This window comes from Mesorhizobium sp. CA7, assembly GCF_020165015.1.
In the GTDB taxonomy this organism is placed as follows: Bacteria; Pseudomonadota; Alphaproteobacteria; order Rhizobiales; family Rhizobiaceae; genus Mesorhizobium.
Window position 1 is genome coordinate 163311 of sequence record NZ_JAIUHH010000010.1, and the last position, 8163, is coordinate 171473.

Annotated in this window: 8 protein-coding genes; 6 read left to right on the forward strand and 2 right to left on the reverse strand. The window is 59.1% G+C overall.

The genetic code is table 11. The annotated features are described in order from the left end of the window. Positions 1 to 28: 28 nt before the first annotated feature. Positions 29 to 1087 (forward strand): DUF262 domain-containing protein, encoded by a 1059-nt coding sequence (locus LB552_RS18945; RefSeq protein WP_224609240.1) that lies wholly within the window; start codon positions 29 to 31, stop codon positions 1085 to 1087. Beyond that, on the forward strand, positions 1084 to 1758 hold the full coding sequence (locus LB552_RS18950) for an MAE_28990/MAE_18760 family HEPN-like nuclease (protein ID WP_224609243.1): 675 nt from the start codon (positions 1084 to 1086) through the stop codon (positions 1756 to 1758). The genes LB552_RS18945 and LB552_RS18950 overlap by 4 nt, the downstream gene beginning before the upstream one ends. On the opposite strand, the gene LB552_RS18955 is transcribed toward LB552_RS18950, so the two are convergent. Then, positions 1745 to 2908, reverse strand: coding sequence for a DNA cytosine methyltransferase (locus LB552_RS18955; RefSeq protein WP_224609246.1), 1164 nt, complete (start codon positions 2906 to 2908; stop codon positions 1745 to 1747). The two genes, LB552_RS18950 and LB552_RS18955, sit on opposite strands and share 14 nt — an antisense overlap. A gap of 47 nt (positions 2909 to 2955) precedes the next feature. Then, positions 2956 to 4761 carry a translation elongation factor 4 gene (gene lepA / locus LB552_RS18960; protein WP_224609249.1) on the reverse strand — a complete coding sequence of 602 codons (1806 nt, stop codon included), beginning with the start codon at positions 4759 to 4761 and terminating at the stop codon, positions 2956 to 2958. 25 nt (positions 4762 to 4786) lie between these two features. Here lepA and LB552_RS18965 point away from each other — a divergent pair, with 25 nt between their 5' ends. From LB552_RS18965 to msrA, 4 genes are all read left to right on the forward strand, one after another. Further along, a complete protein-coding gene (locus LB552_RS18965; protein WP_224609252.1) occupies positions 4787 to 5278 on the forward strand; it encodes an endonuclease domain-containing protein in 492 nt (163 codons plus the stop codon). A gap of 177 nt (positions 5279 to 5455) precedes the next feature. Then, the gene (locus LB552_RS18970) at positions 5456 to 6148 is read left to right on the forward strand and encodes a DUF1223 domain-containing protein (RefSeq protein ID WP_224609255.1); all 693 of its coding nucleotides are present in this window, start codon (positions 5456 to 5458) and stop codon (positions 6146 to 6148) included. 87 nt (positions 6149 to 6235) lie between these two features. Further along, positions 6236 to 6523: a hypothetical protein gene (locus LB552_RS18975; protein WP_224609258.1), complete on the forward strand. Its 288-nt coding sequence runs from the start codon at positions 6236 to 6238 to the stop codon at positions 6521 to 6523. Positions 6524 to 6834: 311 nt separating this feature from the next. Continuing rightward, positions 6835 to 7578 (forward strand): peptide-methionine (S)-S-oxide reductase MsrA, encoded by a 744-nt coding sequence (gene msrA, locus LB552_RS18980; RefSeq protein WP_224609261.1) that lies wholly within the window; start codon positions 6835 to 6837, stop codon positions 7576 to 7578. Positions 7579 to 8163 lie beyond the last annotated feature (585 nt).

The window sequence follows — 8163 nt, forward strand, 5'->3', positions numbered from 1 at the left end:
TGCATCGGCTCAGCAATGCGATGACATTATGACGAATCAGGAACTCAGTGAATCCGACATCCAGGATGCGGTGGAAACAGCTCGTAACGAGGTCCGCTACCTGGTTACCGATTTTCCGGTGGACACGCTAATACGGAAATATAAAGACGATAACCCTGATGAGGGCGATATATATGTTCCAACGTACCAGCGCTCGCTACAGTGGAACAATGATCAGAAATCGTATTTCATAGAGAGTTTACTGCTGCGTATTCCCATACCCCCGATCTTTTTCTACGAAGTCGGCGGGAGACTTGAGGTCGTTGACGGATCGCAACGGATACGTACCCTTGTCGATTTTAAGAATGATGTTTTTCGGCTTGTTAACTTAGAGAAGCTTGACTCGTTAAATGGTCTTAAGTTCAGCAAACTACCCTCAGTTACGAAAAAACGCTTTCTAAATAGCCCAATTAGGTCGTTTGTCCTCGAAGAAGGTACCGATGAAAGCTCCCGTGTCGAACTGTTTCGTAGGATAAATACGTCATCGAAGCAATTAAGTGACGCCGAAATAAGAAAAGGAGCGTACCAGGGACCATTCCTCGATCTCGTTATTGACTGCGCAAATCGAGAGGTTTTTAAGCTTCTCGCCCCAGGCAAAGGCTCCCGCGGAAATAAAAACTGGGAAAGTGAGCGACAGGAATTGGTAGCTCGATTTTTTGTGTACTCTAATTACTATAAACTATTTACACATGACGTTCGTCGGTTTATTGATAGCTATTTTAAGAAGTATAATCAAGGCCTTACTCCAAACGAGGCAAGCGCCATGTCCGCGGAATTTGATCGAGTTATGAATTTTATCGCCGATAACTCAGCAAATGCGTTCTTTCGTAACGAGAAAACGCAGCAGGTTCCGAGGGTCCGATTCGAAGCGATCTCCGTGGGAACCTGTTTGGCGTTGCGCGAACGTCCTGAATTAGACAGTGCGAATTTTGATTGGTTGGATGAGCCAGATTTCTACCAACTTGTACGAACAGATGCTAGCAATAGCGGCCCCCGCCTCAGGTCTAGAATTGAATTCGTGCGAGACAAAATTTTAGAACAGGCATGAACGAGACTGTTACCCTTAGGGCAAAACTGGATGAACTTGAAGCTATTTTGGACTCCACGCGGGAGCTGGAAAAGCGTCAGAAAGCAAATACCAGGAGCTATCACCAGAAGCGGCAGTTGATTGCCTCTCTGAGAGCAACGACATATGTGATGCTTTATAATGCCCTTGAGAGTGCGATGCGCTCCGTCATGAGATCTATCCGCGAGCAGATCGAGCTAGAGAATATTCCATCCAGCGACGTAACAGACTACTGGAGGTTGGACGTCGTACAGGCGGCATTTCTCGATAGGATGCAGGCAGGAACTAATCACGGCAATCTTCTGACAGATTTCGTGCCATTCATGACGGGGCGGCCGTCTTGGGAAGAATCCAAAAAAGACCGCCTTCCGTTCAGCGGAAACTTTGGCCAGACAACTGCCGTGCGATTGAAGGACAGCTTGGCGATTACCTGGGCAGCGCCTCCGCATACTTTAGGCGGTAGCGATCTTGAAAATGTGCGAGAAAGACGCAATGCTTTAGCTCACGGTCTAGAATCGTTTGCGGAGGCGGGCGAGAAGGTCACTGCTTCCGACCTTCTTGAGATGCTAGGCCGTGTGAGAGAATTTATGCTTTCCTATGTGACAGCGCTTGAGCATTACAGAGACTCGAAGGGCTATCTCAAGCAGCCTTAGGGAGGCTCAAATACCGGCGCAAGTCCTGAAGGAATTCTTGATTTTTCCGAAGTGGGGCAACTTCAAAGCGACCGGTGAAGCCTGCGATTGCCCTTTTTGACACTGGATAGAAATCACTAAGTTCGAAGTCGCTCAGATTCGCGATATCTGGGTGTGCCGGCCCCTCGCTGGTCACAGACAGTTCCGTAACCGGGGCATTTGGACCACCGTATGCAGCCTTTGGAAGGCGATCGCTATGCGGCACTGTTTTCCAGTCGTCCACACCTGTTCTTGCGCCTATAATCCTTTGGCCGATCCATTGGGCAACGGGCACGCTTACAGCATTCCCAACCAATAGCCACCTTTTTCTAGTTCCCTTTGGAAAAGCGTCAGCGGCCTCAGTCCAATCTCGTTCGAAGCCCTGTAGACGTTCAGCATCTTTGATACCTGGCGAGACGAAACTCGATGTGTGACGATCCCAGATAGCAGGCGGAGAAGGTATACTGAGACCCGACCCACCTTTCAAAGGAGGGATGGCTTCAGGGGACCATCCAAGACCCCGGTTTCCCTCAGTCCAATAAAATCCAACCATTTTCGGCTCTGGCGAATTCGATCGGGCTTCGCCCTGAATGCCATCCAACAAGATTGCTTCTGGCTTGTCGTGGAGTGATGCTAGCACGAACAAACGGCGACGACGTTGTGGGAGGCCAAAGTACCTAGTGTCTAGTATCCGGTACGCCCAGCGATAGCCAAGTTGCTCAAGTTGAGTGGTTACGAACCTGACGGACTCTCCCTTGTGCAAATCAAGAGCAAATGCCACGTTTTCAAGCAAGACGTACTCTGGCTTGTGATCGCTTTCTGCAATCAAGCGGAAAACATCGCCTATTAAACTGGAACGATCTCCCCTCAAGCCCTTCATGCCGCCCGCCAAGCTAATATCCTGGCAAGGCCATCCAGCCGTTACTATATCGCAATTGGGAATTGAGTTGAGCTTCGTCACATCGGGTGCGATCTCAACTTCGGGAAAGCGATGGGCCAGAACCGCTCTTGCAACAGGATCCGACTCACACATCAGAGTCGTGCTGAATCCAGCCTTCTCCAAGCCTTGCTCGAAACCGCCAATCCCGCTGAACAGACTAACCAGGCGCAAAGGTTTGGATTCTCGAATCATTTCGGCATTTTAGCCGCACCGTTGATAGAACTCGAGGGATAAAATTCTCAATCCCCCATCTTCAGCGCCTGAATAAACGCCTCCTGGGGAATATCCACCTTGCCGAACTGGCGCATGCGCTTCTTGCCTTCTTTCTGCTTGTCGAGCAGCTTGCGCTTGCGGGTCACGTCGCCGCCGTAGCATTTGGCGGTGACGTCCTTCCTGAGCGCCGAGATGGTCTCGCGGGCGATGACCTTGCCGCCGATTGCGGCCTGGATCGGGATCTTGAACAGATGGTGCGGGATCAGCTCCTTCAGCTTCTCGCACATGGCTCGGCCGCGCTTTTCCGCCGCCGTGCGATGCACCAGCATCGACAGCGCGTCGACCGGCTCCTCATTGACCAGGATCGACATCTTCACCAGGTCGCCCTCGCGATAATCGGTCAGATGATAGTCGAAGGAGGCGTAGCCCTTGGAGATTGACTTCAGCCGATCGTAGAAATCGAACACCACCTCGTTGAGCGGCAGGTCGTAGGTGAGCATGGCGCGTTTGCCGACATAGGAGAGATCGGCCTGGATGCCGCGCCTGTCCTGGCAAAGCTTCAGGATGCCGCCGAGATAGTCGTCGGGGGTCAGGATGGTGGCACGGATCCACGGCTCCTCGATCGAGGCGATCTTGACCACGTCGGGCATGTCGGCCGGGTTGTGCAGTTCCTTCACCGAGCCGTCATTGAGGTTAAGGCGGTAGACGACGCTCGGCGCCGTGGCGATGAGGTCGAGGTTGAACTCACGCTCCAGCCGCTCCTGGATGATTTCCAGATGCAGCAGACCGAGGAAGCCGCAGCGATAGCCGAAGCCGAGCGCGGCGCTGGTTTCCATCTCATAGGAAAAGCTCGCATCGTTGAGCCGCAATTTGCCGACGGCGGCGCGCAGATCCTCGAAATCGGCGGCATCGACCGGGAACAGGCCGCAGAACACCACCGGCTGCGCCGGCTTGAAGCCGGGAAGCGCCTTGGCGGTCGGGCGGCGATCCTCGGTGATGGTGTCGCCGACGCGGGTGTCGGCCACTTCCTTGATCGAGCCGGTGAAGAAGCCGAACTCGCCGGGGCCGAGCTCGTCGACATTGACGCGGGCAGGCTTGAACACGCCCGTCCGCTCGACGAGGTACTTCGCGCCGGTGCCCATCATGCGGATGGTCTGGCCCTTCTTCATCACGCCGTCGATGACGCGCACCAGAACGATGACGCCGAGATAGGCGTCGTACCAACTGTCGACCAGCATGGCCTTGAGCGGTGCCGCGATGTCGCCCTCGCGCGGCGGCGGCAGCTGGTGGACGATCGCCTCCAGCACGTCGGGCACGCCAAGCCCCGTCTTGGCCGAGATCAGCACCGCATTGGAGGCGTCGAGGCCGATCACCTCCTCCACCTGCTCGCGGATGCGCTCGGGCTCGGCCGCCGGCAGGTCGACCTTGTTCAGCACCACGACGATCTCGTGGTTGTTGTCGATGGCCTGGTAGACATTGGCCAAAGTTTGCGCCTCGACGCCCTGGGAGGCGTCAACCACCAGCAGCGAGCCCTCGCAGGCGGCCAGCGAACGCGACACCTCATAGGCGAAATCGACATGGCCGGGCGTGTCGATGAGGTTCAGCACATAGTCCTCGCCGTTTTTGGCGCGGTAGTTCAGCCGAACGGTCTGGGCCTTGATGGTGATGCCGCGCTCGCGCTCGATATCCATCGAGTCCAGCACCTGCTCCTTCATGTCGCGCTCCTCCAGCGTGCCGGTGAGCTGGATCAGCCGGTCGGCAAGCGTGGATTTGCCATGGTCGATATGGGCGACGATGGAGAAATTGCGGATGTGGTCGAGGGGCGTCGTCATGCGGCGGGCTTTAGCAGGGGCGGGGTTGAGGGGCAAGCGGAACGCCTTTTTCCCTTCTCCCCTTGTGGGAGAAGGTGGATCGGCGCGCAGCGCCGAGACGGATGAGGGGTGTTGGACGGAACTCAGCGGCCAGGTAGTCTGGCGCAATGCCGCACTAGCCCATCACCCAGCCAAACGCAGCTTTGCCCGGACGCTCCGCCGCGAGATGACGGAGGCTGAGCACAAGCTGTGGCAGGAATTGCGCGACCGCAGGCTCGATCGGATCAAGTTTCGCCGGCAGGTGCCCATTGGAAAATACGTCGCCGATTTCGCTTGTCTCGAGGCGCGGCTCATCGTCGAGCTGGATGGCAGCCAGCACGCGGACTCGGAATCGGATTTGGAGCGTGGAGCTGAGTTGAAGGCGAGAGGATTTCGGATCTTGCGCTTTTGGAACGACGATATCCTGAAAGATATGAGCGGCGTCTGCGATACGATCATCGCCTATGTGAAGGACACTAGCCTGCAGCCCTGGCGGTGAGCGGGTGGAGGTCTCGCTCCGCTGGAGCACCCCTCATCCGTCTCGGCGCTGCGCGCCGATCCACCTTCTCCCACAAGGGGAGAAGGGAAATGCTCCACATCACAAACCGGTGAAGCTGTAACGAACCTCTCCACCACGACGAAATGAAGCATGACCCCGCAACGGAGACTGCTTCCCATGACCGGATCGACAACAAGGATGGCCCTGCTCGCCGGCGCGATGCTCGCGGCCACGATGGGCGCGGCGACCGCGCAGCCGCTCACCGTGGTCGAGCTGTTCACCAGCCAAGGCTGCTCGTCCTGCCCGCCGGCCAACGCCAACCTGATCAAGGTCAAGGACCAGCCGGGCGTGCTGGCGCTGTCGTTCAACGTCACCTACTGGGACTATCTCGGCTGGAAGGACACGTTCGGCCGCAAGGAATTCACCGAACGCCAGGTGACCTACGAGCCGTCGCTAGGCCGTGACGGGCCGTTCACGCCGCAAGTGGTGGTGAACGGCAGAAGCGACGGCGTGGGCGCCGCGCCGGGCGAGATTCAGAGCCTGATCGCCAAAAGCGGCCGCACGCAGGGCCCGGAGCTTTCGCTTGGGCAGGGCAAGGTCAGCATCGGCGCCGGCAAGGCGCCGGGCGGCGGCGCCGACATCTGGCTGGTGCGCTACACAAGGGGCGTCGTCGAGGTGCCGGTGGCGCGCGGCGAGAACACCGGCCGCACACTGCCGCATGCCAATGTCGTTCATGCGCTGACCAAGCTCGGCAGCTGGAACGGCACGGCGACGACGCTGTCGCTGCCGGCAGCCGCAGGGGGCTTGAGCACCGCGGTGCTGGTGCAGGCGCCGCGCGGCGGACCGATCCTGGCCGCGGCCGCCAATTGATTTTTCCTTCTCTTCGCGCGGGGCCGCATGAGCGGCAACGCTTCACCAGGGCCCGCATGCGCGCGCCAAAACCCAAGGAGACTACCCATGTCCAAGTTCCTCACGCTGCCGGCGCTGGCCTTCGCGCTTTCCGCGTCCGTCTTCGTCGCCGGCGCCCGCGCCGACGACACGGCCAATGCGATGAAGCCCGCCAATGCGGTGGCGACCGACGCCATGAAGCCGGCGACGGACGCCATGAAGCCCGCCGATGCCATGAAACCCGACGCGATGAGCACCGAGGCAATGAAACCGGCGGTGGATGCGATGAAGCCCGCCACGGATGCGATGAAGCCGGCGACGGATGCCATGAAGCCAGCGGACACCACCGCTCAGTAAGGTGAGCTGGCGATCCGCTTGCGTCGCCGGCCTGCGAGGCAATCGCACAGGGCAGCGCAGCCCCCGCTCCGTCTCGGCGCTGCGCGCCGATCCACCTCTCCCCCGCTTAGCGGGGGCGAGGAAACGCCAATCGCGGAGGACGCGGCCTTTGTACGCCTGGGTTCCTCGCCCCCGCCAAAGGCGGGGGAGAGGTGGCTCGGCGAAGCCGAGACGGAGAGGGGGAGCGCCCTCGGCCATTGGCCGCACGGCAAAGTGAGAACCGCTTCGAGGCTTCGATCGTATATAATGAAGCAACAACAGGAGATCAGGACATGAACGGCATAAAGACAAAGGCCGCGCGGCGATCGCCATTTTTCGCCCGCGGCACGTTGGCAGTGCTCGGCCTGGCGGCCGTGGCGGCAGCGGCCCTGTGGCAGACACCGGCCCGCTCGGCCGAGGACGCGGTGGTGATCCCGCCGCCGGCGATTGACGAGAAGGCGGCGAGCGGCACCGAAAAGGCGATCTTCGCCGGCGGCTGTTTCTGGGGCGTGCAGGGCGTGTTCCAGCACGTCAAGGGCGTCAGCAAGGCTGTGTCCGGCTATACCGGCGGCAGCGCCGAAAACGCCGTCTATGAAGTCGTCGGCACCGGCCGCACGGGCCACGCCGAATCCGTCGAGATCACCTACGACCCGTCGAAGGTCACCTACGGCCAGCTGCTGCAGGTCTATTTCTCGGTCGCGCACAATCCGACGCAGTTGAACTACCAGGGGCCGGACCAGGGCACGCAATACCGCTCGACGATCTTCACCGAGAACGACGAGCAGAAGAAGGTCGCCGAGAGCTACATCGCCCAGCTCGACAAGGCCAAGGTGTTCGGCAAGCCGATCGTCACCACGCTCGAGACCGGCAAGACCTTCTACCCGGCCGAGGACTACCATCAGGACTTCCTGACGCTGAACCCGACCTATCCCTATATCGTCTACAATGACCTGCCCAAGATCGAGAATTTGAAGGCGCTGTTCCCCAAGCTTTACAGCGAGAAGCCGGTGCTGGTGCTGGCCTCCAGCAAGAGCTGAGCGACACCCGCTCGTCGTCATCCACGGGCGGAGCAAGGAGCGAAGCGACGCGCGTAGACCCGAGGATCCATTCCGGGACATATGAGCGCCGCTACGGTACAGAATTCTGCTCCGCTGCAGCCTTCGATCAAGGTCACGGAATGGATTCCAGGGTCTGCGCGACGCCGCTTCGCGGCTGCTCCGCCCTGGAATGACGAAGCTGGGATTTTTCGATCGTCAGGTATGTCCGCGTGGCAGGCGGCATGCCTTGGCGATTGGCCGAAACGGCCCGGACTTCGTCATCCACGGGCGAAGCAAGGAGCAAAGCGACGCGCGCAGACCCGAGGATCCATTCCGTGACGTCCGAGCGCCGCAACGCTGCAGAATTCTGCCCGGCTGCATCCTTCGATCAAGGTCACGGCACGGATTCCAGGGTCTGCGCGACGCCGCTACGCGGCTGCTCCGCCCTGGAATGACGAGGTTGGGGTATGTGTCCGCGTTGGGGTGGCATGCCTTGGCGATTGGCCGCAACGCCCATCGCGATCGTCATCCACGGGCGGAGCAAGGAGCGAAGCGACGCGCGCAGACCCGAGGATCCATTCCGTG